Raw genomic sequence first — 23225 nt, 5'->3', positions numbered from 1 at the left:
CCGCACCGCCGTACCGGCCGGTCAGCGCCGCCGCAGCTGCTCGGCGACGTCCTGCCACCGCCGCGCGTGCGCCGCCGCCACCGCCGCGACCGCCTCCACGCAATGCGGAGGAACGCAGTCGAGCATGGCAGGCAGATCGGCGGGGACCGCAGCCTGCGCCACCAGCCACCGCACCAGCTCGCGGCCCCGCTCGCTGAACCGCAACGCGGGGTCCTTCTTCAGCACCCGCAGCGCCGCCGACGAATCCGGTGCCAGGGGCCGGGGCGCCACCGGCGCCGGCCGAAGCGGTTCTTCCGTGGCGAAGCCGGTTCGCCCCCGCAATTTGGGCGGGAGCGGGTTTTCTCCGCGTTGCACCCTGGCTCGCACATCGCGGGCCGTGCCGATCGCTATTCCGGCTTCCCGGGCGATTTCGCGCAATGATGCCTCCGGGCGGGCTTGGAGGCATTCGTACGCGCGCCGGCGGCCGGCCGCGGCGTCCAGTGGCCGGATCCGGCCGTCGCGGCCGACCCGTTCGTGCGATTGAGGAATTCCCGCAGTCGAACGTGAACGGAGGTGTTTCACCGTTCGGGCGGACAATCCGGAAGCCATGGCGATCGCCCGGTCGGACAGCTGCGGCCGCAAGGAAATGATCTGCACGGCCGCGGCCTCCCGCTCGGCCAGGGAAAGCGGCAGCCCGTGGGTGACATTGGCCTGGACTCCGGCGATGAACGCGTCGGCTTCCGATCCGTCGAAAAAGCACACTTCGATTTCCCGCCTGCCGCGCAGCACGGCGGCGCGCAGCCGGTGCATGCCGTCGACCACCCGGTTGCCCGGGCGGTGCACGAGGATCGGCGGCAAGGGCGCGTCCGTGCCGGCCAGCGCGCGGACGTGCGCCATGTCGATACCGCCCGACCGCGGCGAGCCGCTCACCGTGAGGGCGGAAATCGGCACGACTTCGACCCGGCGGACGTCCCGGAACCCGTGCACCCGGCCGTGCCCGCCCGGCTCCGGGCGCAGCGCTTCCGCGGTCACTCTTCGTCTCCTTCGGTTCGGCCCGACGGCCGCCGGCGAACCGGCCTGGCGGCGTCGCGGTGGTCACGGATGACCGACGGCGGCACTTTCGGCGGCCACGTAACGACTTCCAGCACCCCGGCCACACAGGCCTTCGCGACCAGCGCCGTCCGGTTGACCGCGCCGAACTGCCGCTGCATGCCCTTGATGTGGTAATCCACGGCCTGCCGGCTGAGGTGCAGGCGGCAGGCGATCCGCACGCTCGACGCACCGGTGGCGACGGCCTCCAGGATCAGCGCGTCGAGCCGGGAAAGCCGCCGTCGGCTCCCGGTTCCGGCGTCGGCCCCGAGATCGCGGTTCGCGCGTCCCCCGGATGCGTCGGGCGGCGGCCCCGGCTCGATCGCCCTGGAGCGGCCGGAGATCCGCTCCGCACCGGTCACCGGCGAACTCCCCGGCCGCGCGGGAGCGAAGCCGCCCGGCCCGGGCAGGGTGCCACGGCCACGCCTCGCCGCGCTCCCCCGGCGTCGGCGGGGCCCTGCTGTGCACCGGACGGCGCGCCCATGGTGGTCTTCCTTCCGCCGCGTCTCGACTGGTCTTCAGCCTGCCGAGCGCCGTTCCCGCTCCGTTCCTCCCGCGTTACCGCCGGCCGGAGGGCGGGCAGTCACCGGTGGGCACAGTCAGCCGAGGCCGCCGGACCGGGCGGCACGCCGCAGTCCCCACGGCACCATGACCGCGGCGGCGAGGATCCACCCGCCCCACACGAGGAGCTCGCCACCCAGGGCCGGCCACGGGAACGCCCCACCCGCGGCCAGCTGCCGGATGCCGGTCAGTGCGTGGGTCATGGGGAGCACGGAGCCGGGCCCTCCCCCGGTGAGCCGGGTGTTGACCCCGCTGAACAGCATCAGCAGCACGAGCACCCCGGAGGTCAGGTAGCCGCGGGTCTCGGGAAAACGCATGCCGAGCGGGGTCAGCGCGAGGGCCAGCGCGTAACAGGACACCGTGCCCAGTACCTCCAGGCAGAAGATCCCCGGCAGCGCGGCGAAGGGAACGGCCGTACCGGCGATCACCGGCAGCAGCGCGGTGGCCAGCGTCGCGGTCAGCACCGCGTCGAACGCCCAGTAGAGACCGCGCGCGGCCAGCACGGGCAAGGCCGCGGCCCGGCTGAGCACCAGCAGGACCAAGGTGCCCGCCCGCCGCTCGGCCGCCACCGTCGACACCACGCCCAGCGCACCGAGCGGGCCGAGCAGGGCGGCGTTGCCGAGCGCGAGGTAGTCCTGGCTGCCCGGCACGCCGAGCAGCCGACCCATCGAGGCGAAGAACGCCACCTGCGCCACCAGCCGCAGCACCCAGCCGAACAACCAGGACTTCCAGGTGAACATGCGCCGGTAGTCGACGAAGCCGCTGCTGACCCCGATCTGGAACAGGTACAGCTGCCGGTCCGCCGCCCGCAGCCAGCGGGCCGCCCGGCGGGATGGCGTGGGGGAAATCGGTTCAGGCATGCAGCGCCACACCCCCGTCCCGGGCGCGGCGGATCACCCGCCGCATGAAGAGGACGCCGGCCAGGTTCTGGCCCGCGGCCAGCACCGCGAGCACCAGCAGCCGCCGCGGCAGCTCCGCGGGAACCGCGTGCAGGGCGTCCCGCATCAGGTCGGCTCCCCAGGCGAGGAACCACCCGTGGCTCACCGCGGCCAGTGGCCGGGGCAGCAGGGAGGCGGGCACGACGAGACCGGCCAGCAGGTAGCACGGGTAGGTGAGCGCGTTCTGGTAGGTCCGCGCCCCCCGGATCAGCACGAAGAGGGAGGCCAGCAGGATCGCCGAGCCGACCGTGCCCGCGAAGGTGAGCAGGAGCGCCGCCACGAAGGCGGCGGGTGCGGCCATCCGCAGCGGGAAGCCGAACCCCCATCCCCCGATGAGCGCGATCTCCGCCGCCGCCGGCAGGCACACCGCCTCGGTCGCCGCGATCCGCAGGATCAGCGACCGCGCGTACGACCGGGGCGCGGCCAGCAGCACTTCCAGCATCCCCTCGGCGCGGTCGTGGTCGACGGCCTCGGAGGACACGAACACCGCGTGCGACCACAGGGTCATCACGAAGCTGGTGAGGGCGACGGTGGCGGCCAGGTCGGGCCGGCCGTTCTGCCGCACCACGGTGAAGAACACCACGGAGTAGAGCGGGACGAAGACCAGCAGGGACAGCACCCCGGGACGGCGGAGGACCAGCAGCAGGGCGGTGCGGACGTGTTCGCTCATCGGACGCTGAACTCCCGGTCCGGGATGAGCGAGCGGTAGACGTCGTCGAGCCCCGGCGTGCTGATCGAGATCCCGGTGCAGCCCGCTTCGCCGAGCACCGCCAGCGTCCGGGCCAGCTGGTGCGTGCCGGAGACCGTGCAGCGGAGCTCTCCGGACCGGTCGAGGACGGCAGTGCCGGTGCCGCCGGCCGCGGCCAGCCGCTCCACCGCGCCGGCGGGCGCCGCGGCGACGCTGACCACCCGGTGCTCGGCGAGCCCGGACAGCAGTTCCGCCGGCCGCCCGGCCGCGACGATCCGGCCCTGGTCGAGCAGCACGACCCGGTGGCTGAGTTCCTGGGCCTCGCGCATGTCGTGCGTCGTGAGCAGGATCGTGGTGCCGCGCTCCTGCAACTGCCGCACGAGCTCGACGAACCCGAAGGCGGCGTTGGGATCCATGCCGGCGGTCGGCTCGTCGAGCACCAGGACCGCCGGGTCGGCGACGAGGGCGCGGGCCAGGTGCACGCGCTGCAGCATGCCCCGGGAGAACCGCTCCACCGGACGGTCCGCGTGCTCGGCCAAGCCCAGCTCCCGCAGCACCTCCCGGGTCCGCTGCCGGCCTTCCCGGCGGCCGAGCCCGCACATCGCGGCCCAGTAGCGCACGTTCTGGTCCGCGGTCAGCCGCCCGTAGAGCCCTCGTTCGCCGCCGAGGACCAGGCCGATGCTCGCCCGGACCTGCCGCGCCTGGGCGACCACGTCGTAGCCGGCCACCCGCACCCGCCCCGACGTGGGGGTGAGCAGGGTGGACAGCACGCGGGCCAGGGTGGTCTTGCCCGCCCCGTTCGGTCCGAGCAGCCCCACCGTCTCGCCTCGCCGCACGGTGAAGGAGATGCCGTCGAGCGCATGGCGGGAACCGGCTTTCCCGCCGCGGTAGACCCGGACGAGATCGGTCACTTCGATGCCGGGAGACGCCGCCGTCATGTCCGGCTCCTTCCCGCGGCCGCGGTCGTCCACGACCGCGGCCGCCTCGGCCGCACCCGTTCGGCGGTCACCTCACCGGCGACGCGGATCCGGCCGGGCGAAGCCGCGATGCCACTCCTCATGACTGCCCCGATCCGGCCGTGACCGCCCCGCGCTGCGCGGTGGCGAGCCGGGCGGCCAGCTCCTGCGCCCGCCGGTACCGGTCGGGCGCGACCACCTGCTCGGTCACGAGCAGGAAGGCGTCCAGCGGCGTGGTGAGCACGATGAGGTCGCCGTCTTCGTACACCGTGGCCCGGTCCGCCGGAGCGAACCCGGTCCCGCTCCGCAGCGGCATCCCGAACACCGGGAAGGCGGCGCGCAGCCGCTCGGCCACCGGCCCGCCGGCGGCGAGCAGGCGACGCATCCGCTCGGGCCGGGTTTCGCCCTCGGGACCCGGGACGGCCTCGATCTCGTCCCGGCGCGCGCGTTCCGCGGCCGCCGGCCCGGCCAGCGCCGTCCGGTGTGCGGCCGGCACCGCCGCGGCGGCGCCGGCCGCGTCCTCCGCGAGTTCGACCAGTTCCAGCAGCTCCGGCGCCAGGGACCAGGCCGTGGCCGCCTCGGCCAGCTCGGCGGGGTCCGGGGCCTCCGCGGAGGTCAGCACGGCCAGGCAGTCCAGGGCGTCCCGGACGCCGAACGTCCGCTGCAGCCGTTCCTCCGCGACCGCGAGCAGCTGCGCCGTGCTCTCCCGGGCCGGCATCGCGGCCCGCAGCGGAACCCGTTCGAAGTCACCGGGGTAGGCGAAGGTGGCGATCTCCACGCAGAGCTCGCGGTCGAGCCACGGGTCCTCGGCGGCACGAACGAGCCCGACCATCAGGTGCGCCCCGGCTCCCCACCCGGCGAGGGTCAGGATGAGCTCCCGGGCGCCGAACAGCTCCTCGACGGCCAGCGCGATCTTCCACAGCACCGCTTCACCGGGGGCCAGCAGGTCCAGGTCACCGGAGGTGCGCACGACCCACGGCGGCAGGAACCGGGCCAGTGCCGGCCCCTTCACCACCCGCGCGCCGTGCGACACGGCCAGTTCGGCGATCTTCCGGTAGAGCGCGATCCGTTCGCGATGCCGCCGCACCTCGTCCTCGGAGCCGGTGCCGAGCCGGTGGCCTTCCCGGTCGGCCACCGAGAGCACCAGCGGCGGCAGGAGGTAGCTGGCCGTGCGGGCCCGGTGCAGCAGGACGTCCGGGGGCGCGTCCTGGGCGTCGAGCAGGGTACGCAGGAGGTCGAGGGTGGGTTCGAAGCCGCTGCTGGACGAAGTCATCGCGCGCCCCGCAGGCCCTCGAGGGAACACCGCCAGTAGGTGTCGGTGAGCTCCCAGCCCCGCCGGACCAGTGACGCCACCACGCGTTCGCCGTTGGCGGCGTCGGACCGGCTGTGCACGACGTTGCCGACCAGGGGGCGCCCCAGTGCCCGGGCGTGGCGGGCGCACGCGGCGGACAGCGCGCCGATGAGCGCCCGGGCGTCGTGCCCGGCTTCCACCAGGATGTCCACCAGGTCCACGAACGATGTTCCGATGAGGTCGTCGACGGCCGCGGTGAGCATCGTGGCGTGCGCGATCGGCAGCCGTCCCTGCGCGGTGGTCACCGAGGCCACGAGGGACACCCGGTCGGGCGCGGTCAGGTAGCCGTCGACGATCCGGTCCACCACCTCGTCCTCCTGCGGCAGCTCGCGCTCGCCGTTCCCGGTGACGACGGCGCGGCGGAGCCAGTCCCGCACGTGCGCTTCGTCGCCGGCGCCGGCGGAGGGCGCGATGCGGACCCCGTCCGGCGGCCGGACCGTGGCGTCGAAGGCGCCGGTACAGCGGAGGTGGCTGAGATCGCGAGCCAGCGGCGGAGCCGGCACGACCGGCCCCGGCACGCGGACCACCAGGTCCCGCCACCGGTCGCCGGGGTGCTCCGCCAGCACCGTCCCGGCCAGCAGCCGCAGCGCCGCCGGGTCGGTGACGACCGGCTCGGGGGCGTGCTCCACCAGGCAGTCGACGTGACCGTCGGGATCCGTGCTGGCGCCGGCCACACAGCGGTGGCCGCCGACCTCGTGCAGCAGGCCGCTGCCGGCGAAGGAGTCCCAGTCGGGTGCCATCGTGACGGGCGCGCTCATCGTCCCGCCTCCGGCCGCACGGTCACGGTGAGCTCGGCCAGCAGCCTCGCCGCCGCGGCGGCGATCTCGGCGTCGGGGACGGCGCGGAGCGCGGCGGCCTCCTCCGCGGCCGACCACGGACGCACCCCGGCGCCGGTCCCGCGGGCCAGCTGGATCGCCTGGCCGAGCGGGTTGTCCGCCTCCTCCAGCAGGTCGAAGGCAGCCGCCCGGCGGGCGACGCCGATCAGGCCGGCCTCCGCACCGGCCGCGACCTCGGCCAGGCAGGAGCGCACGATGTCCAGCACCAGCGGGCCGTTTTCCGGCTCCGCGCCGATCAGCACGCGCCACGACCCGGCGTCGCGGTAACTGCGGTGCCAAGCCTGGAAGTGGTAGCCCAGGCCCTTCTCCACCCGCAGCCGGCGGTAGAGCAGCGAGCACGACCCGCCGCCGAGCAGGTGGCCGAGAACCGTATAGGCGTGCCGGGCGGGATCGTCCGCGGCCGGCGAGCGGCCGCCGATCGACAGCCAGCAGTACTCCGCGGGCCAGTCCCGGGCCGGCGGGACCGCGGAAAGCGGGGGGAGCACGGCCCCGGCGGTTTCCCGTGGACGGCGGGCCAGCTCGTCGATCCCGGTTCCCCGCACCGCATCGGCCACCTCCTTCGCGGTCAGCGGCCCCACCGCGATCAGCGCGAGGGGGGCGGTGGCGAGCAGCTCGCGGTGCACGGCGAGAACCCCTTCCGGGGACGCCGCCCGGACCTCTTCGGGCGTGCCGCCGACCGGCCGGCCCAGCGGGTGGCCGGGGAACAGCTGCCCCACGAACGCGTCCTGGACGACGTCGGCGGGGTCGGCGGCCGCCGCCGCGAGCTCCTGCAGCACCGCGGTGCGCTCGGCTTCGAAGTCCGCCGTGGTGATGTCGGGCCGGGCGACCGCGGTGGCCAGGGTGGCGAGCGCCGGCGCGGCGTGTTCGGGCAGCACCTGCGCGTGCAGCAGCATCAGCTCCAGCGCGGTCACCGCGTTGCCGGTGCCGCCGCCGGCGCCGATCTCCTCGGCCAGCGGCCGGGAGGAGGCGGTGCGCGAGCTCATCAGCAGGTGCTCCAGCAGGTGGAGCGTGCCACCCTGCCCGGCCGGGTCGTCACGCGATCCGGCGCCGACGGCCACCGCCACCGCGGCGGTGGCGAAGCGGTGGTCGGTCCGGGCGAGCACAGGCACCCCGTTGTCGAGGGTCATCCGGTCGACGGCGAACATCGGACCTCCTGGAACGAAAGGGAAAGGGGCGGGGAAGCCGGGCCCGGCGCGCGGGGGCGCCGGGCCCGGTGACCTTCCCTCAGCGGGAGCGGAAGGTCACTTGCCGATCTTGTCCAGGGTCGGACGCAGACCGGCCGAGTGCCGGCGAGCCTGACCGGACTTGTCCAGGGTCGGGCGCAGACCGGCGGAGTGCTGACGCTCCATGGTTTTCCTCCTCGTGACGAGCCGGAAGAGATTCCGGCTGGGATATCCGAGAACCTTTTTCGGTCTCGGCTCACCAAAAGCTAGCCGATCCGAAACGCTCCCGACAAGCCCCCTGTCCAAAATTGGAGGAATTGTTTTTCCTCGATAAAAAGCGCAGCACAAAATGTCGATCCTCGTTGCTTCGAAGATCGACCGGAGACGTCATCCTTCACTTCACGCGGACGTCACTCGCGCCAGATCATGCCGTTCACCTCGGCAATCCCCGCTCCCTCGACGAACAACCGGCACCACACCTCGGCCGACCACAGCCGGAACTTCGTCCGTTCTTCGACATTGGCCAGAATGGTGCGCCACCGGCCGGACGGCACCTTCAGCACCGTGCGCAGCACCCCGTTTTCCAGGCACCGCTCGTCCAGCCCCTTCGAATACGACGAAAGAGAAAAATTGAAGCCGGACTTCTTCCGGTCCACGACCGCGGCCGGCAGCCGGCGGCGGGCGACCGCGGCCAGCCCCGCTTTGAGCACCGGGGCCAGGTGTCTTTCCAGCGGCGCGTTCACCGCGAAGGCGGCCACACCGGTGGCCAGGAACGGTTCTCGCGCCTCGATCGAGGCCTGCATCAGGTTCTTGTCCAGCCGGTTGAGCCCGTGGCTGAGGAACAGCCGCAGGTCCCCGGCCAGCGCGACCGCCAGGGCTCGCCGAGATCCGGGCAGGTGCGCGAAGGCCCGGTCCAGGGACTCGCGCAGACGCCGTGCGTACTCGGCGTCCGCCGCGGCCCCCACCTCGAGCGCGGCCCGCAACGCGTCGTTGCGACGCGCGGGCACCTCCAACGAGCCGGCGCCGACGCCGAAGGCCAGCCGTTGTGCCCGGTGCCGGGAGGGATATCCGCCGAACAGCTCGTCCGCGCCTTCTCCGGACAGCAGCACCCGCAGGCCGTCCGCCCGGGCCCGGTGGGCCACCGCGGCGAGCGCCACGGAGTTCTGGTGCACCAACGGGTATTCGAAGTGCCACACCGACGCCGCGAAGTGCTCCCGCCACACGTCGGCCGTCACCTCGACCGGGGTCAGCGGGCTGCCGGTGAACCGGGCCACCTCGGCGGCCCACCCGGTCTCGTCCGCCTCGGGCTGGTCCGGGAACGAAGCGACGTAGGCAGGCAGCCGCCGCCCCTCGGCGTTCGCGAGCGCCAGCACCAAACTCGAATCCAGCCCGCCGGAGCAGAGCACGCCCGCGCCCGTGCCGGGGTCCTGCGGCAAGCGGCTGCGCACCGCCGCCCGCAGCACGGCTTCCAGCTCCGCTTCCCATTCTTCCGGGGACAGCGCCGCCTGCCGGGCCGCCGCACCCGGGTCGACCAGGTCCGCGGGTTCGAACCACCTTCGGTCGCCGAGCAACCGGCCTTCGGCGTCGAAGGTGAGAACGGCCCCGGCCGGCACCCGCCGGATGCCCCGCAGCGGCGTCTCGACGCCGTTCGTCCAGTAGTCGGCGACCACGGCGCGCAGCGCGGCCGGGTCGACGACCGCGGGTACTCCCCCGGCGAGCAGCGCCTTGATCTCACTCGCCACGAACCACCGCCCGCCGTGGTGGGCCAGGTAGAGCGGTTTCACCCCGAACCGGTCCCGGGCGACGGTCACCACCCCGGTGTCCCGGGCGACGTGCACGAAGGCGAAGGGGCCTTCGAGGCGGGACAACGCCTCGCCGCCCCACTCGTCCAGGGCCGCCAGCAGGGTCTCGGTGTCGCTGTCCCCGCGGTAGCCCCGGCGGGGAAGCCGGGCCCGCAGCGCGCGGTGGTTGTGGATCTCGCCGTTGAACACCAGCAGGCCACCGTCCGCCATCGGCTGGTCCCCGGCCTCGCCGGGCCCGGTGACGGCGAGGCGGGCGGCGGCCACGGCCGCGGCGGGGCGGGCCCGGGCCGCGACCCGGTCCGGACCGCGGTGCCGCAGCGCGGCGGCCATCCGCGCGGCCGTCCCGGCCGTGGCTCCCGGGCCCAGTACCGCCGCTACTCCGCACATGTCGCCGCCCCGCCCGGATCGGCCACGAACTGGGCGAGCACGGTCCGCCTCGGCACCGGCGCCCGCGGGCTGATCCGCCGCACCGCGTGGAAGGAGTGGTCGCTGCGGGCGAACAGCACCGACGTGTTGAACTTCGGCCAGAGCGACGCGGCCACCGCGGCCGGGTCCTCGTCCACCGGTGCGGTGAGGATGTCCAGGCCGCCGCCCCAGTCCGGGCTCCACGACCGGGACAGGTAGAGGATCTGGGTGGCCACCCGGTCCGGCCGGTCGGTGTGCGCGGTCATGAAGGTGCCCGGTCCGTACTCGCACAACCGCACCTTGAGCCGGCAGCCGCTCAGCTCGGCGCCCGTCGCCGAGCGCACGAACGCCCGGTACTCCGGGGTGAGCAGCCAGTCGAGCAGCCGGTGCCACGGCTCGGGCAGCGCCGCCGCGATGTCCGTGGGCTCCCCGGCTTCGAGCACGGTGCAGTCGCGCAGCAGGTAGTGCCCCTGCGGGCTGCGCGACTCCCGCAGCAGGCCGGCGGGGAACCGGTCGGCGAGTTCCTCGGCGTAGGCCGTGTCCAGCAGGTCCGAGACGGCGGCCCAGGCGAACGGGTCCCGGCGGCGATCGACGATCGCGCCGGAGGCGATGAGGGTCATGACGCTCCTTGGGGGACGAGACAGGACTCGGGGTTCACCGCCGCAGCGCGGGAACCCGGCCGCGCTGCCGCTCCTGCCAGCAGAGGTACGAATACGCGAGCCAAAGCAGCCTCAGTTCGCGCGGATCGGCCGGCTCGTCCGAGGCGGCGAGCCGGGACAGCCGCGCGGTGTCCAGGCCGAACAGGCCGGGACCGGCCGCGAGCCGGTCGAGCAGGCGGTCCCTGGCCAGGGCGCGGAACCCCGTGAAGGACAGCGCCTGCTGCTGCTTGCCCGCCCGGATCGCGGCCCAGCAGCCCAGCGCGTGCAGCTCGCGGCGCAGGTAGCGCTTCCCGAGCGCCTCCTCGCGGGACCGGGCCGCGCGGAACCCCAGCCCGGACACCGACGGCGAGAGGAACGGGTGCCGCACCCGCACGCCGTGCCCGCCGTGCGCCACCGAGGCCGACCGCAGGTGCTCGGGCAGGAAGTGCTCCGCGTGGAACCGCTCGATCGAACGGGCCGGCGGGTCGCCGTGCGGCATCAGCTCGCGCAGCCGTTCGGACACCTCCGCGACGGCGGCCCGCAGGCCGGCGTCGGCCAGGTACGGAGCCAGCACCTCGGGCGGCACGTGCACGGTGCAGCGGGCCGCCAGGTCCCGCGGATCGGCCGCGGCGGCGCCCATGCGGTCGATCCGGTTCCAGCCGACCAGCGGGTGGTCGGCGGCCACCCCGGACAGGACGACCGGGCTGCCGGCGGCGGCCGCGGCCCGGCCGAGGTACCAGAAAGTCGGCACCCCGATCGCCATGACCGGGGCGCCCAGCGCGCCGACCAGGCTCTCCACCACGTCGAGGAACGACTCGTCGGCGGGGATGCGGAACTCCCGGTGGTCGGCGCCGATCTCCCGGGCCACTTCCGCGGCCCAAGCCCGGTCCGCGTCGTCGTCTTGGTAGAAGGCGGTGTAGGTGCGCACCTTCCGGGCGCGCGGCAGCGCGTGCACGATCAGCGAAGTGTCGACGCCACCGCTCAGGTGCACCGCGACGGAGTCCCCGCCGAGCGCCGACGAGGCGGCGGCCAGCGCCGCGGCCAGCTCACCGGTCCGGGGCGGCGGCAGGTTCTCGTCGCCACGCCCGGGAAAGCCGGGGGTGCCCCGGAGCCGCCGCAGTTCTCCGGCGTCGATCAGGTACAGCGCGCCGGCCGGCACCGGCCGGACCCCGTCGAGGAACCAGCTGTCCGCCAGGGTGTAGTTCAGCAGGAGGTACTGCGCGAAGCCCGGCAGGCTCGGCCGGTCGGCGCCGGCCGCGCTCGCCACCTCCGCCGGCTCGGTGCCGACGGCGGTCCGGTCCGCTTCGCGGGCGACGAACAGGCTGCCCAGCCCGCCCGCGTCGCGCGCCACGTAGGTCCGGCCGGTCCGGCGGTCGGCGAGCAGGAGCGAGTAGCCGCCGACCACCTGGTCCAGGAACGTTTCACCGCGGTCCAGGAAGGCTGCCGCCAGCCGCTCGGCCGCCGCCGGGCCGGACAGCACGGTTCCTCCCCCGCATTCGAGATATCCGTGGAACGCCAGGGTGATCGTCTTCCCGGCCGCTTCGGCCAGTCCCGTTTCGGCATCGGTGGAAGCGATTTCGAGCCGGTCGCCGGTCCAGGCGAAACCGCGGTCGCCGCGCGAAACCACCGTCGTGATCATGTCTTCGCTCCTCTTCCGGCGAGCCGGCGCACGGCCGGGTCCGCGATGGTCCGGACCACCGGATGGGCGAGGAGCGGCTCCATCGCCCGGCCGGTGTCGCTCTCCGTCGTGTCGAGGACCAGGACGGCGCCGCCGGCACGCGGATCGTCGCGCAGGAGCGCGGCACACGCGGTCCAGTACTCCTCGTAGCGCGGCCCGGGATCACCCAGCTGCGAGCCGGTGCCCGGGCGGCGCGAGAGCCGGTTCAGGCGCGCCTCGCGGGAGGCCAGCAGCAGCACGGTCAGCTCGGGCCGGGGCAGCAGCGAATGCGGCAGGCACGGGGCGGAGAGCGCCTCGGCGGGCGACGCCCCGCAGTTCCACCCGTGCTGGACGGCACTGGAGAACCAGTAGCGATCGACCACCAGGGCACGCTCACCCGACCGCTGGGCCGACTCGACCGCCCACGCGCACGCGCTGAGGTACATCAGGTACGACGCCAGGCCACCGGCCGCGTGCAGCGGTGCGCGGACGCCGCGGTAGAGGTCCCCGGGCGTCACCGCCCGCGGGATCCCCAGTGTCTCGGCCAGCACCCGGGTCAGATGGCTCTTGCCCGTGCCGTCGAGACCTTCGAAGGCGATCAGGCGTGGCTGTCCGGGCGCGGTCACCGGGGGACCTCCCGAGCCGGCGGGGCGGGATAGATCACGTCGCGGAACTCGCTGTCGCCCAGCCGCCGGAGACGGCTGACGACCGGTGTCGCACCGCGGAGGAGTTCGGGTGGCTCGTCGCCTTCGCCCAGCAGCGCCAGCACGTGCGGCTCGTCGCGGTCGGGGCCGGTCACGACGCCGGGACCGGCGTCGACCCCGAGGAAGTACAGCAGCCCCAGCAGTTCCACGTCGACACCGGTGCTGCGGCGGACGAGTTCGGGAATGAGGCCACCGGTCACGCGGGGCGAAAATTCCAGGACGTGCAACGTCGCGGTGCGCTCTTCCCACAGCGCTTCGATCTCGTAGACCCCGCCGGTCAGCCGAAGCCCCTTGGCGATGAGCCGGAGGTCCCGGTCGAGCGCGGCCTCCGCTTCCGGCGGCACTCCCCCGGTCCCGAAGGCGCACCAGTGGAAATCGGTCAGCTCGTCACGGCGCTGCGCGAGCCCGCGCACCGGGAAGAAGCCGGCGAGTTCCCCGGCGCGGACCAGGAACGGCACGGTGAGGAACAGCGTGTCCCCGCTGAGGTCCGGCTCGAGCACGATCCCGGACGGGTCGGCATCCGGGTAGCCGGCGAGGAACCGGTCGTATTCGGCGAGCAGCGACCGTTCGCGCAGCTGCCGGTAGGAGCGCTCGTACTCGGCCAGCCCGCCGGCGTCCGCGACCCGCTTCACCAGCATGCTCGCGAACCCGAAGTCCGGCTTGACGACGGCGGGGTACGGCAGGGCGGCCCGGTCGTCGACGAGGTCGAGCTTGTGCTTGGCGACCACCGTGACGCCGAGCTCGCCCAGCACCGCGGCGAGCTTCGTCTTCACCAGCATCTCCAGGCAGACCTCGGCGAAGTTGGGCGTGCCGACCGCCGCCCGGTGCTCGGCCACCCAGTACACGCCGCTTTCGTGACAGCACATGACCCGGGCGCCCGGCGGCGGGGCCGGACGGGCGGCCACTTCGGCGGCGGTCAGCACGCGCACTCCGGCGACTTCGGACGGCGCGGAGCCGTCCGGCAGGACCACGGTCAACGGCACCCCGCTCGCCGCCGCGGCTTCGGCGACGGTGGCCAGCTGGGCCCGGTTGGGGAACACGATCAACGTCTCGGCGGCCTCGTCCGGCACCGGACCCTCCTCTGTGGACACTTCGCGCCGCGGAGCGGGCGATCCGTGGTCGATGTGGTACGGCAGGACCTTGTCCCGGACCGGCAGCCGGCCGTGCTCGGCGACGCAGCCTTCGATGAGCTCCACCAGACCGAACCCGGCTGCTTCCAGCATCATCGGGAACGCGCTGCCGTCCATCAGCCCGGGCAGCGTGTTGAGCTCGAGGAAGTACAGTTCCCCGTCCCGGACGAGGAAGTCGAGCCGGGCGAAGCCGAAGACCCGCATCTCCTCGAAGATCCGGACCGAAGCTTCCTTGACGCGCCGGGTGTCCGCGGTGTCGCGGGTGTGCAGCAGCGGCCGCACGAGGCCGGACGCGTGCTTTTCGCGGTGCCCGAGGAAGCCCCCGGCGGTCACCGCCTCCACCACCGGGAGCGCCACCGCACCCGCCTCGGTGCGGATCACCCCGCAGGTGAACTCGGTGCCGTCGACGAACTCCTGGACCAGGACCTGGTCGTCGTACGGGAGCACCTCGGCGATCGCGCCGGCCAGCGCGGCGCCGTCCGGTTCGCGGACCAGCTCGGTGAGCAGCGACGCGCCCATGCGATTGGGCTTGACGACCGCGGGCCGGCCGGCGAGCTCCGCCGCCACCGCGGCAGCCCACTCCCGCAGGGCGGCCGGCGAACCGGTCGCGGACCGCGGGGCCGGCCAGCAGCTCGGCGTGCGCAGCCCGGGGACCAGGCCGGCGGCCACCACGGCCTGCAGCCGCTTGTCCATCCCCAGCGCGGAGGCCAGGACGGGACCGAAGTTCCCGCGCAACCCGAGCACTTCGGCGACCCCTTGCCAGGAACCGTCCTCTCCTTCGTTGCCGTGCAGCAGCGAGAAGACGAAGGCGCCGCTTTCCCTGAGCCGGCGAAGTCCCTCGTACACCGGAAGTTCCTCGCCTGCGCTCAGTTCCTCCTCCGCACGGGGCCACGGCCCGTGGCCGAAGTAGCGGACCTCGCCCTGCCTGGTTAGGTAGAGGACAGCGGCGAGGGACAGCCTCCCGGGGGCGGCCTCGACCGCCGCCCGCACCCGGTGGTAGCTGTGCAGGGAAGCGTCGTGCTCGGTACTGCGGCCGCCGACCAGCAGGACCAGCTCGGTCGTCATCGCTGCACCGGTCCCCTCGCCACCAGGTACGTGGCTTCGTCGGTGCGCTCGAGCTCCACCCACGCGAAGGCGGAGCCGAGCAGGGCGGCGGCCTCCTCGGCCGTCAGCCCGAACTCGGTGGTGCGGAACGGCTGGGCCGCCACCCAGCCGGCGGGGCGCGGCAAGAACATCCGGGAGCAGAGGACGCCCTCGCCGGTCAGCACCCGGGCGAGTTCGCGCGCCGCGGCGGGCCGGTCACCGGCCGGCATGCAGTGCAGGCAGCCGATGTCGAGAGCCACGTCGAACGAGGCGTCCGGCCACGGCAGCTCCGTGGCGTCCGCGGCCACCAGCGGCACCTCCGGACCGACCAGGCGCCGGGCTCGCGCCACCGCCGACGCCGAGATGTCGGCCCCCGCCACCCGGTATCCGGCGCCGGTCAGCCGGCGGGCGTTCTTGCCGTAACCGCACCCGAGGTCGAGCACCCGGGCGCCCGGCGGTGCCACGGCGGTCAGCCGGTCGAGCACATCGGCTTCCAGCGGCACGAAGTTCCACGGCACCGTGTAGGGATCCTCGTAGACGCCTTCCATGCTGTCGGCTCGCTCGGCCCCCCGGGTGAAGTCGCGGCGGGTCGAACGCAGTCCTCCGCTCGCCGCCGGCTCGAAGCCCTCTTCGGACAGCAGCGGCAGCAGCGCCGCGCCGAGCGGTTCGGGCACGTTCAACCGCCATTCGCCGAGGCCGTCGCGGAAGGCCTTGGCCGCGGTGCGGACCGCCAGCCGGACCGCCTCGGCGATCGTCGTCGCCGCCGAGCCGCGCAGCGCGCCGTCGGGAACGAGTTCGACTCCGCCGGGGAACGTGCCGGCGCGCACCGAACCCAGGCAGGTTTCGCGGTCGTCGAGGACTTCGAAGTCGATCCGGTCCGCACCTCGTGGCCGCGCGGCCACGAGGTGCAGCTCGGGCCCCACCACGCAATAGAGGTCCTCGTCTCGGGGCATCGCCGGGGACGGAGCCGGCACGGTGTTCACAGTCGGATTTGTGCTCATCGGGTTTCCCTGGGGTCGGCCGTTGCTGGGCGGAGTGACTCGCTGACAGTTCCCGGGTCGATGCCCGGGCCGCTGGCCTGGAAGATCCGGTGCAGCGGCGGCTGACCGGCCAGGAACAGCTCGTCGTGCGGGGTGGAGTGGCGGAGGGCGAGAGCGGGCCAGGGCGCCCTCGCGACCGGGAAGCCGGCGTTGCGGACGCTGGTGTCCGGGCTCCGCGGGAAGAACTCGCCCGTGGTGAGGCCCTCGGCGAGCAGCCGGGGCTTGACCCGTTCCCGCACCCCGGTGACCAGGGCCTCGTTCCCGGTCAGCGTCGTGTACACCACGACGAGGCAGGACAACAGCGCCTCCGCGGGCGGCCGGGCCGAGGCCTCCCGGCGGAACCGGGCCGCGCGCGCCAGGAACCAGCTGTCCAAGGCGGCGGGATCCGCGCCGGAGAGCCGGCACTCGACGAGGACGACTTGGCGGCGTCGCAGTGCGGCCGGGATGTAGGGGCAGAGCGCACCGGCCCGGCCGAGCGCCGGCGCGGGCGCGGCCACCTCGTCGCGGATCCACTCGGCCGTGCGGACCGCCCATTCCGGCGCCGTGGGGTCGTCGACCACGTCGGCCGCGTCGAACGTGGTATCCGGGCCGGTCATCGCGGTGCTCCGGACCCGACCGCCTCGGCGGCGGGTGACGGCTGGGCGAGGAGGACGCGGGAGCAGGCATCGGCCAGGCAGCCGAGGCTGTCCACCACGGGGACCCCGAAATCGGTCCGGTCACGCAACAGGTGCAGATCGGTGCACGCGAGCAGCAGGGCGTCGACCGGCCCGGCGGACGCGGCGAGGCGCCGCAACCGGGAAGCGGGGACACCGGACAGGTCACCGTCCAGGCAGCTCAGCACCAGGCTCTCCACCTCGCGCTGCGCCGCCGCGGCCGGGCGGGCGAACTCCACCCCGGCCGTGTTCCGGTACAGGTCCGAGGTGACCGTGGAACCGGTGCCGAGCAGCAGCACCCGGCGCCGGCGGTCGGCCGCCAGCCGGTGGTGGACCGCGGTGACCATGTCGACCCAGCCCAGCGACCGGCCCCGCAGCAGGCCGGGCAGGTACGCGTGCAACGTGTTGCACGGAAGGACCACGTGGCGCACACCGGCCCCTTCGAACAGGTCGAGAGCCTCCCGCAGCAACGCGGTGATCTCCGCGCGGTGGCTGCCGTCCGCCGTGCCGGTGATGAACGCCGTCTCCAGCCCGGCGGAAAGCGGGAGGCTGTGGACGACCACGTCGGGGTAGGTCCCGCCGGTGGCCTGCCGGTGGCGGGCGACCAGCAGCCGGTAGAGGTCGGCGGTGGCGATCGGGCCCACGCCGCCGATCACGCCGAGGCGGGCGGTCCCGGCCCGGTCCGGAATCGAGTCCATGTTCACGCTCCCCGAGAAGTCCGCAGGCCGTCCGCCGCGCGGGCACCGGCCGCCTCGACACAGTGCTGCCACAGCGGTTCGTCGATGTTTCCGCCGGACACGACGGCCAGCGCACGACGGCCGGAACCGCGTTCGCGCAGGGCGGCGGCCACCGCGGCGGCGCCGGCCGCCTCGGCCCGGATGCCGGCGTGCGTCCACAGCAGCGCCATCGCCCGGTGCAGTTCGTGGTCCCCGACCGTGACGACCTCCGGTCGATGGGACCGGCAGGCCTCGAACGCCAGCGCCCCGATCCGCCGGACCAGCAGCCCTTCCGGCAGCCCGGCGGCGGAGCCGAGGGTGACCCGCCGCCCGGCGGCGAGCGAGGCACCCATGGCCGGGGCTCCGGCGTACTCCACCCCGACGATCCGGACCCCGGTCGCGCCCCACGCGCGGATCGCGGCGGTGATCAGCCCGCCGCCGCCGAGCGGGAGGTAGACCACGTCGGGCAGGCCACCCTGCGCCGCCGCTTCGACGAACAGGGACTGGTGTCCGGCGATGATCCCGGCGTCGTCGAAGCTGTGCACGAAGACCCCTCCCCCGCGGTCGGTGTCCGCTCGTGCGGCCGCTTCGCAGTCGTCGTAGCCGCCCGCCACCGCAACGGTTTCCCCGCCCCACTGCGCGACCCGCCGCAGCTTGGCGTCCGGCGTGGCCGCGGGCACGTAGACCCGGGCGTGCTGTCCACGGGCGTGCGCGGCTTCGGCCAGCGCCGAAGCGTGGTTGCCGGTGGAAGCGGTGACCAGCACCGTCCCGGCGGGGTAGCGGCCGGCGCTCCGCCAGACACCGCGGAACTTGAAGGCGCCGGACCGCTGCTGGGTCTCGTCCTTCAGCAGCAGGTCCCGCCAGCCGTGGGCGGAGCCGAGGGAGCGCAGGGGCGTGCGCAGGGGCGGACCCGACAGGGCGGGCCGGCTCAGCGGAGACACGGGATCACCTCACGGGCGAACAACTTCAGCGAACGCGCCGCGGTTTCCGGGGGCAGGCTGCCGAAGTGCTGCATGAGGCACAGGTCGGTGACACCCACGCGGGCCCATTCCCGGATCTTGCCGGCGACGGTCTCCGGTGTCCCGAAGAGCACCTTGCCGGGGTACATCTCGGAGTAGTCGTGCGGGGAGAGCTCCCGGCCGAACGCGGTGTCGACGGCGCCGAGGTACTCCATCAGCGCCCGGCGGGGGATTTCCGCCGCTTCCTCCTCGGTCGGCGCGACGAACAGGTGCTGGTTCGCGAGCACCCGGCCCCCGAGGGGATCGAGCCCGGCGGCGCCGCGGGCCTCCCGGTACCAGCGCAAGCCGCACGCCAGCTCCTCCGCGGTCCGGTTGTACGGGTTGACCATCAGGCCCATGCCTTCGCGGCCGGCCAGCTCGAACGAGTCCCGTGCGGTGGAGGCGGCGATCCACAGTGGAGGGCCGGGGCGCTGGAGCGGCTTGGGCAGCACGTCCACCTGATCGAGGTGGTAGTGCTCACCGTGGAAGGTGACCGGCTCGTCCGCCCAGGCCGCGCGGAGCACGGCAAGGCCTTCGGCGAACCGGCCGGCCCGCTCCGCCATGGTCACCCCGCGGCCGGCGAACTCCCGCGGCAGGAAACCGCGGCCGACGCCGACGTCGAGCCGTCCACCGCTGAGCACGTCGAGCATCGCGAAGCTCTCCGCGGTCTCCACCGCGTCCCGCAGCGGCAGGATGGTCGCCGCGGAGCCGAGCCGGATCCGCTCGGTCCGCTGGGCCACCGCCGCGCCGAGCACCGGGATGCTGGGCACGTATCCGCCGTAGCGGGAGAAGTGGTGTTCGGCGAACCACACGGAGTCGAGTCCGAGCTCCTCGGCAGCCACCGCGCTGTCGATCAGTTCCCGGTAGGCCTCAGCGGCCGACCGGTGCCGGCCAGGCCCTTCGGCCGGCAGGAAGAACAAGCCGAATCGCATGCGAATTCCTTCGGGTACGACGCACCTGGACGGGGCTGAACGCGCCCGGCGCGGCAAGGTGCGTGAAAACGGGAGGGCACCCGGAAAAGGCAGCCGGGGAACGGGCGCTCGAGCCACCGCTCGGCGCCGGTTCCGTCGGCCGGTCCGGCACCCGGGGGGTTTCACTGGGAAGCTTTTCCGCCGGTGGCTTCACCCTGCCCGCCCGCACCCACCGGATCAAGTCACGGAAATCCGGTCCCGATCTCGGTGGCCTGCCGCGAAAATGAGCATCACGCCAAGCTCCGCCGTGGTTCGTTCCCCGGGTACGTCACCCTCACCCGTTGGCATCCGCCAGAGCCGAAGGAGAAGACATGGGGCACCGCGTCCAGGATCCGGAGACGCCGCCGCGGGTGCTGCTGGTCCACCCGGACGCCGCGCTCGTGCACCGGGCGGTGCGGGCCGGGTTGGACGTCCTGGTGCTCACCGGCGAGGACCGGGTCGTGGGCCTGGCACCCGGACGGGTGCACCGGGCCGGCGAACTCGGGGGCACCGAGGCCGGCATCGGCCGGCTGGCGGAGGACCACGGCATCACCCACGTGCTCGACGCCGACGGATCTCCGGCCTGGCGGATCCCGCCGGGCTCCGGTCCGGTGGTCGCCGACGCCCCTCGGCTGCTCGCCGACGTCCGGGCGTTCCGGCAGGCACTCGCGTCGAGCCTGCGTGCGGTCGTGCGCGAGCACCTGGTCCCGGTCGCCGACGAGGTACCGAAGGCGGTCGCCGATCTGGGCGGGAAGGCCACCATCGTCACGGCATCGGGCGAAGACGTCGTCGATTCGGACGCGTCGCTCACCGCCTGGATGCGAACCGCAAGACACCGGCCGGACACCGGCCCGTTCCTGGTCGAGGAGCTGGTCGTCGGCGCCGAAGTGGTGGTCACGACGCTGACCGTGAGCGGGATGCACCGCGTCGTCGGGATCGTCGAGCACCACCGGATCGGGACCCGGGCGCGGTACCTGTACCCGGCGAACCTCCCCGAACCCGGTGCGCAGCAGGTGCGGGCGCTCGTCACCGGGATGCTGGACACCGTCGGCTACGAGTTCGGCCCCGCGCACACCCGCGTGGTGCTGACCGCCGGCGGGCCGCGCCTGGCGAGCGCGGCGCCTCGCTTCACCGTGCACGGCATCGCCGGCCTGATCGAAACCGCGACCGGCTTCGACCTGGCGACCGAGCTGTTCCGCGCCCTCGCCGGAGCCCCGATCGAACCACCCCGCCCCCGGTGGTTCGCGGCCGCGGAGTTCGGCGGAACGTCCGGACCCGTGGACGCCCCTCGCGTGGCCGAAGCCGTGTCCGCCGACGCCGTGTGGAGACGCTTGGACGAGCTGTCCTGATCCTTCCAGCGTGCCCGCGATGCCGTTCCCGCCGAGGTCATCGGCCTGTTCCCGGACGCCGCCGCTTCATTACCGCCGGGGAGTACCGCGAAGGGAACGCTCGGGGAACCCTCGCCGAGACAGTGGTTCCGGTCCTGGAGAAGACCGGAAACCAGAGGAGAGAACGCAATGACCAAGCGGATCAGCGAATCGGCGGCCGACCTTCGGGCAGTCCGGGTGAAGCGCCTGTGGGCGGTTGCGCTCCTGGCCACCACGATCGCCGTGACCGGCGCCGAAGCCGGCCTGACCGGCGTCGCGGACGGCACCACGATCGCCGTCCGGTCCGACTCCGGCCCGACGCCTCCGGGGGACTCGGGCGAGGGCCCGAACTGATCTGCGGGCTGCGGACGCGCCCCGAAGCGGACAGTCGCCGGACATCAGGCAGACGGGACGACAAAATGGCTGTACAGACAGGAAACCCGGTGACCGGCGAGGCGCTGACCACCCGGGAACGTCAGGTCGCCGAGCACGTGGTTCGCGGGTACACGTACGACTCGATCGCGCGCCGGCTGAACATCAGCCCGCACACCGTGGACACCTACGTTCGCCGGATCAAGCTCAAGCTGGGCGTGGCCAACCGCGCCCAGCTCATCGTCTCGGTCCTCGACGAACTCCGGGAAACGCAGGTTCGCTGACGAACTCCCCGCCACCCATCAGCACCTTCACCGGCTACGACGGCCGGTTCGTCGACATCACCCTGTTCCACTCGATACCGGCGGAGCTGACCAGGGGAACCAGGCACCGATCGCGCCGGGCGCTGCAGCGTCCGGCGCGAGGTACCCGATGCAGCCCAGGAATCCCACATGACAGCCCGCCTTGACACCAAGATCACCGTGCCCGTAGATTTCGTTCCGATCCGAATCGAAACGAATTGACGAGGTGAGCACTGTGCGAAGTGCCGTCGTGCAACCGTCCGGGGAGCTCGAGCTGTCCGACCTGCCGGACCCGGTCGCGGGTCCCGGGCAGGTCGTCGTCGAGACCGAGGCGATCGGCGCCGGTTTCGTGGACGTCATGCTGCGGCGCGGTGAGTACCTGGGCACTCCCGCGACCGGGGCAGTACCGGGGGTCGAGGTCGTCGGCGAAGTGCGGTCGGCCGGACCGGACGTCCCCGATCACCTCGTCGGCCGGCGGGTGCTGGCCCTGCCGTCGTTCGGCGGCTACGCGGACCTGGTCGTCGCCGACGCCGGCCGGGTGCTGCCGGTGCCGGACGGCGCCGATGCCGCCGATGCGGTCGCCTTGGGCGTCAACGCGCTCGTCGCCGAGATCGCCCTCGGCCGGGCGGGCGTGAAAGCGGGCGACCGCGCCCTGGTCCGGGGCGCCAGTGGCGGGATCGGCGTGCTGGCCACACAGATCGCGGCCGCTCGCGGGGCCGAAGTCACCGCGGTCACCTCGTCGGCGGCCTGGGGCGAGCGGCTGCGGACGCTGGGCGCCGGGCTGATCATCGACCGGACGGCCGACGTCGTTCCGGAGCGGGAATACGATGTGGTCGTCGACACGGTGGCGGGACCCGGTGTGGTGCCATACGTGGAATCGCTGCGGGACAACGGCCGGTACGTGCTGTGCGGCGGCGCCGGTGGACTGCCGTCGCCGGAGTTCTTCCCCGCTCTGCTGCGTCGGTTCCACACGTCACCGACCCTGGTGGCGTTCAGCCTCAACTCGGTGGCTTCCGACGACCTGCAGACGTCGTGGCAGGCGATCGTGAGCTTGTGGACGCAGGGTTCCCTGTCTCCCGTCGTCGACCGGCGCTTCCCCCTGTCGAAGGCCCCGCAGGCGCTGCGGCTGCTGGAGCGGGGTGGGCTTTTCGGCAAGGTGGTGCTCGCGCCTAAGGTGGCGTGACCGCGCGACAGCAGGGAGGGGCGATGCCACGTCACCGCGACGAGCGCATTGACGAAGCCGTGCTGACCGCGGTGTCGGCGCTGTTGCGCGAAGACGGCTACGCCGCGCTGACCATGGAAGCGATCGCCACGCGGGCCGGCACGACCAAGCCCGCCATCCGCCGCCGGTGGCCGAGCCGGCAGCACCTGGTGATCGCCGCCATGGCCCGCGACCGCGTCGGAGTGGCGGAGATCGACACCGGCTGCCTGCGCTGCGACATCGCCGGGCACCTGGAAGCGCTGCGGCTCGGCCTGGACGACCCCGCCATGCGCCGCGTGCTCCCCGGGCTGCTGGCCGACCTCGCCGACGATCCGCAACTGCGCCAGGAGTTCCTCGAGGTGGTGTGGGCCCCTCGCCGTCAGGCGTGCCTCGCGGTCCTGCGGAAGGCGGAGCAACGCAACGACGTGCGCCTCGACGACGTCGACCTGGTGCTGGACCTGTTCGCCGGGCCGATTTTCTTGCGCGGGCTGTTCCGGCACACACCATCGGGGCCGGAGTTCTCCGAGCGCGTGACCCAGGCCGTCCTGGCCGGCGTCGGCCGTGCCGATCTGCACTGCGTCCACTCTGCCGCCGACCCTCGGGCCGCGTCGCACTAACTCCCCTCGACGAGGACATTGAGCAGCGA

At 73.7% G+C, this 23225-nt stretch carries 23 protein-coding genes; 5 read left to right on the top strand and 18 right to left on the bottom strand.

All coding sequences use genetic code 11. The features are described 5' to 3' along the window. Positions 1-21: 21 nt before the first annotated feature. The 18 genes from AB0M93_RS01420 to AB0M93_RS01335 all read right to left on the bottom strand — a co-directional run bounded on the left by AB0M93_RS01420 (position 22) and on the right by AB0M93_RS01335 (position 19319). Positions 22-1011: a streptomycin biosynthesis protein gene (locus AB0M93_RS01420; protein ID WP_364266907.1), complete on the bottom strand. Its 990-nt coding sequence runs from the start codon at positions 1009-1011 to the stop codon at positions 22-24. Beyond that, on the bottom strand, positions 1008-1430 hold the full coding sequence (locus AB0M93_RS01415; RefSeq protein ID WP_364266904.1) for a LuxR C-terminal-related transcriptional regulator: 423 nt from the start codon (positions 1428-1430) through the stop codon (positions 1008-1010). Before AB0M93_RS01415 ends, AB0M93_RS01420 begins: the two co-directional genes overlap by 4 nt. 237 nt (positions 1431-1667) lie before the next feature. After that, positions 1668-2489, bottom strand: a complete 822-nt coding sequence (locus AB0M93_RS01410) for a hypothetical protein (RefSeq protein WP_364266901.1) — start codon at positions 2487-2489, stop codon at positions 1668-1670. Next, positions 2482-3237: an ABC transporter permease gene (locus tag AB0M93_RS01405; RefSeq protein WP_364266898.1), complete on the bottom strand. Its 756-nt coding sequence runs from the start codon at positions 3235-3237 to the stop codon at positions 2482-2484. Before AB0M93_RS01405 ends, AB0M93_RS01410 begins: the two co-directional genes overlap by 8 nt. Further along, on the bottom strand, positions 3234-4193 hold the full coding sequence (locus tag AB0M93_RS01400; RefSeq protein ID WP_364266895.1) for an ABC transporter ATP-binding protein: 960 nt from the start codon (positions 4191-4193) through the stop codon (positions 3234-3236). Before AB0M93_RS01400 ends, AB0M93_RS01405 begins: the two co-directional genes overlap by 4 nt. A gap of 118 nt (positions 4194-4311) precedes the next feature. Then, on the bottom strand, positions 4312-5484 hold the full coding sequence (locus AB0M93_RS01395; protein ID WP_364266892.1) for a hypothetical protein: 1173 nt from the start codon (positions 5482-5484) through the stop codon (positions 4312-4314). Next, positions 5481-6320 carry a hypothetical protein gene (locus tag AB0M93_RS01390; protein ID WP_364266889.1) on the bottom strand — a complete coding sequence of 280 codons (840 nt, stop codon included), beginning with the start codon at positions 6318-6320 and terminating at the stop codon, positions 5481-5483. Before AB0M93_RS01390 ends, AB0M93_RS01395 begins: the two co-directional genes overlap by 4 nt. Then, on the bottom strand, positions 6317-7543 hold the full coding sequence (locus AB0M93_RS01385; protein ID WP_364266886.1) for a pitrilysin family protein: 1227 nt from the start codon (positions 7541-7543) through the stop codon (positions 6317-6319). The genes AB0M93_RS01390 and AB0M93_RS01385 overlap by 4 nt, the downstream gene beginning before the upstream one ends. A 428-nt stretch (positions 7544-7971) precedes the next feature. Further along, positions 7972-9750, bottom strand: coding sequence for an asparagine synthase (glutamine-hydrolyzing) (gene asnB, locus AB0M93_RS01380; RefSeq protein ID WP_364266883.1), 1779 nt, complete (start codon positions 9748-9750; stop codon positions 7972-7974). Continuing rightward, positions 9738-10388, bottom strand: coding sequence for a 2OG-Fe(II) oxygenase family protein (locus AB0M93_RS01375; protein WP_364266880.1), 651 nt, complete (start codon positions 10386-10388; stop codon positions 9738-9740). Before AB0M93_RS01375 ends, asnB begins: the two co-directional genes overlap by 13 nt. A 34-nt stretch (positions 10389-10422) precedes the next feature. Next, positions 10423-12045, bottom strand: coding sequence for an asparagine synthase-related protein (locus AB0M93_RS01370; RefSeq protein WP_364266877.1), 1623 nt, complete (start codon positions 12043-12045; stop codon positions 10423-10425). Next, positions 12042-12689 carry a hypothetical protein gene (locus AB0M93_RS01365; protein ID WP_364266874.1) on the bottom strand — a complete coding sequence of 216 codons (648 nt, stop codon included), beginning with the start codon at positions 12687-12689 and terminating at the stop codon, positions 12042-12044. Before AB0M93_RS01365 ends, AB0M93_RS01370 begins: the two co-directional genes overlap by 4 nt. Next, positions 12686-14962 (bottom strand): ATP-grasp domain-containing protein, encoded by a 2277-nt coding sequence (locus tag AB0M93_RS01360; protein WP_364266871.1) that lies wholly within the window; start codon positions 14960-14962, stop codon positions 12686-12688. Before AB0M93_RS01360 ends, AB0M93_RS01365 begins: the two co-directional genes overlap by 4 nt. Further along, the gene (locus AB0M93_RS01355; RefSeq protein ID WP_364266868.1) at positions 14959-15981 is read right to left on the bottom strand and encodes a class I SAM-dependent methyltransferase; all 1023 of its coding nucleotides are present in this window, start codon (positions 15979-15981) and stop codon (positions 14959-14961) included. Before AB0M93_RS01355 ends, AB0M93_RS01360 begins: the two co-directional genes overlap by 4 nt. After that, on the bottom strand, positions 15978-16616 hold the full coding sequence (locus AB0M93_RS01350) for a DUF6875 domain-containing protein (RefSeq protein WP_364266865.1): 639 nt from the start codon (positions 16614-16616) through the stop codon (positions 15978-15980). The genes AB0M93_RS01355 and AB0M93_RS01350 overlap by 4 nt, the downstream gene beginning before the upstream one ends. Continuing rightward, positions 16613-17371 (bottom strand): aspartate/glutamate racemase family protein, encoded by a 759-nt coding sequence (locus tag AB0M93_RS01345; RefSeq protein ID WP_364266862.1) that lies wholly within the window; start codon positions 17369-17371, stop codon positions 16613-16615. The genes AB0M93_RS01350 and AB0M93_RS01345 overlap by 4 nt, the downstream gene beginning before the upstream one ends. A 2-nt stretch (positions 17372-17373) precedes the next feature. After that, complete coding sequence (locus AB0M93_RS01340) at positions 17374-18330, bottom strand: pyridoxal-phosphate dependent enzyme (RefSeq protein ID WP_364266859.1); 957 nt, start codon at positions 18328-18330, stop codon at positions 17374-17376. Then, a complete protein-coding gene (locus AB0M93_RS01335; RefSeq protein ID WP_364266856.1) occupies positions 18318-19319 on the bottom strand; it encodes an LLM class flavin-dependent oxidoreductase in 1002 nt (333 codons plus the stop codon). Before AB0M93_RS01335 ends, AB0M93_RS01340 begins: the two co-directional genes overlap by 13 nt. A gap of 350 nt (positions 19320-19669) precedes the next feature. Here AB0M93_RS01335 and AB0M93_RS01330 point away from each other — a divergent pair, with 350 nt between their 5' ends. The 5 genes from AB0M93_RS01330 to AB0M93_RS01310 all read left to right on the top strand — a co-directional run bounded on the left by AB0M93_RS01330 (position 19670) and on the right by AB0M93_RS01310 (position 23196). Further along, positions 19670-20686 (top strand): hypothetical protein, encoded by a 1017-nt coding sequence (locus AB0M93_RS01330; protein WP_364266853.1) that lies wholly within the window; start codon positions 19670-19672, stop codon positions 20684-20686. Positions 20687-20854: 168 nt separating this feature from the next. Further along, positions 20855-21058: a hypothetical protein gene (locus AB0M93_RS01325; protein WP_364266850.1), complete on the top strand. Its 204-nt coding sequence runs from the start codon at positions 20855-20857 to the stop codon at positions 21056-21058. Between the two features lie 65 nt (positions 21059-21123). Further along, on the top strand, positions 21124-21360 hold the full coding sequence (locus AB0M93_RS01320) for a helix-turn-helix transcriptional regulator (RefSeq protein WP_364266847.1): 237 nt from the start codon (positions 21124-21126) through the stop codon (positions 21358-21360). Between the two features lie 253 nt (positions 21361-21613). After that, positions 21614-22561, top strand: a complete 948-nt coding sequence (locus AB0M93_RS01315; RefSeq protein ID WP_364266844.1) for a zinc-binding dehydrogenase — start codon at positions 21614-21616, stop codon at positions 22559-22561. A 23-nt stretch (positions 22562-22584) separates the two neighbouring features. Beyond that, positions 22585-23196 carry a TetR/AcrR family transcriptional regulator gene (locus AB0M93_RS01310; protein ID WP_364266841.1) on the top strand — a complete coding sequence of 204 codons (612 nt, stop codon included), beginning with the start codon at positions 22585-22587 and terminating at the stop codon, positions 23194-23196. The last annotated feature ends 29 nt before the right edge of the window (positions 23197-23225 follow it).

It is taken from the genome of Amycolatopsis sp. NPDC051102 (assembly GCF_040682815.1).
GTDB lineage: Bacteria > Actinomycetota > Actinomycetes > Mycobacteriales > Pseudonocardiaceae > Amycolatopsis.
The sequence above is the reverse complement of the archived record's forward strand: the minus strand, read 5'-3'. Positions and strand labels throughout refer to the sequence as shown.